This window comes from Hyalangium sp. (genome assembly GCF_045802625.1).
Lineage (GTDB): Bacteria > Myxococcota > Myxococcia > Myxococcales > Myxococcaceae > Hyalangium.
Map to the genome: position 1 here is coordinate 1 of NZ_JBJMQP010000209.1, position 1,886 is coordinate 1,886.

Annotated in this window: 1 protein-coding gene; it reads left to right on the plus strand. The window is 70.3% G+C overall.

Going from position 1 to position 1,886, the window contains the following annotated elements; genetic code table 11:
- On the plus strand, positions 1 to 1,886 hold a 1,886-nt coding region (locus ACJ8AT_RS34400; protein WP_407742192.1), incomplete at both ends, for a condensation domain-containing protein.

A 1,886-nucleotide genomic window follows, 5' to 3' on the forward strand; every position in this document is an offset into this window, starting at 1 on the left:
ATGTCGTGCCCTCGGCCCCGCAGGCCCCCACCTCGGCCGAGCTGCGCTCCTTCCTCAAGGAGCACCTGCCCGAGTACATGGTGCCCTCCGCCTTCGTGGTGCTCGAGGCGCTGCCCATCACCGCCAACGGCAAGTTGGACCGCAAGGCCCTGCCGGCCCCGGAGGCCACGGTCTCCGCCGCCGAGTACATCGCCCCGCGTACGCCCACCGAGGAGAAGCTCGCCGCCCTCTGGGCCGAGGTGCTCGGCGTGCCTCGCGTCGGCGTCGAGGACAACTTCTTCGAGCTGGGCGGCCACTCGCTGCTGGCCACCCAGGTCATCTCCCGCGTGCGCTCCGCCTTCGAGATGGAGCTGCCCGTCCGCGCCCTCTTCGAGGCCCCCACCCTCGGCGAGCTCGCGCGCAGGATCGACGAGGTCCTCGCCCGCGAGACCGGGAACGCCTCCCAGACGCCCACCCCGCGGCCCGTGCCGCGCACGGGGGACCTGCCGCTGGCCTTCTCCCAGCAGCGGCTGTGGTTCCTCGATCAGCTCGAGCCCGGTAGCCCCGTCTACAACGTCCCGTACGCGCTCCGGCTCTCCGGCCAGCCGGATGCCGAGGCGCTACGCCACGCCTTCGAGGAGCTCGTGCGCCGTCACGAGTCCCTGCGCACCACCTTCACCTCCCGCGATGGCCAGCCGCGCCAGGTCATCGCGCCCTCGCTCGATCTTCCGCTCGAGGTGATGGACCTCCAGGACGTGCCCGCCGCCAGGCGTGAGGCCCGGGCCCGCGAGCTGGCCCGTCAGGAGGCGCAGCGTCCCTTCGATCTGACGAACGGACCGCTCCTGCGCACCGCCCTGCTGCGCCTGGGCGCGGATGACCATGTGCTGCTCGTGACCCTGCACCACATCATTTCCGATGGCTGGTCCATGGGTGTGCTCGTGCGCGAGGTGGCCGTGTTCTACGCCGCCTTCGTCGCGGGTCAGCAGCCCTCGCTGCCGCCCCTGCCCATCCAGTACGCCGACTTCGCCGTCTGGCAGCGCGAGTGGCTCCAGGGCGAGGTGCTCGATTCGCAACTGGGTTACTGGAAGCAGCAGCTCTCCGGCGCGGCGCACCTGGAGCTGACCACCGACAAGCCGCGGCCCCCCGTCCAGACGGTCCGGGGTGACAGTCTGCCCGTCGTCCTGCCCAAGGCCCTCTCCGAGTCCATCAAGGCCCTCTCCACGCGTCTGGGCGTCACGCCCTTCATGACGCTGCTGGCCGGCTTCCAGGTGCTGCTGCACCGCTACTCCGGACAGGACGACATCTCGGTGGGCTCGCCCATCGCCGGGCGCCGTGGCACCGAGCTCGAAAGCCTCATCGGCTTCTTCGTCAACACGCTCGTCCTGCGCTCGCGCGTGGATCCCGGGACTACCTTCCGCGAGCTACTGCTCCAGGTGCGCGACACCACGCTCGCCGCCTACGAGCACCAGGACGTCCCTTTCGAGAAGCTCGTGGAGGAGCTCCAGCCTCAGCGAGACCTCAGCCGTCCGCCCTTCTTCCAGGTGATGTTCGTCCTGCAGAACACGCCGGTCGAAGCGCTGCGCCTGCCGGGGCTCACGCTGCGCCCGATGCAGCACTCGAGCACCACGGCCAAGTTCGACTGGACGCTCGGGTTCACCGACATGCCAGAGGGCTTCACGGGAAACCTCGAGTACAACACCGACCTCTTCGAGCCGGGCACCGTGGCCCGGGCCATGGTGCACCTGCGGGTGCTGCTGTCGGCCGTCGTCGCCAACCCCGAGGCCCGGCTCTCCGAGCTGCCGCTGCTCTCCGAGGCCGAGCGGCGCAAGGTGTTGGTGGAGTGGAACGACACGCGCGTGGACTACCCGCGTGACTCCTCCATCCACGCGCTCTTCGAGGCCCAGGCC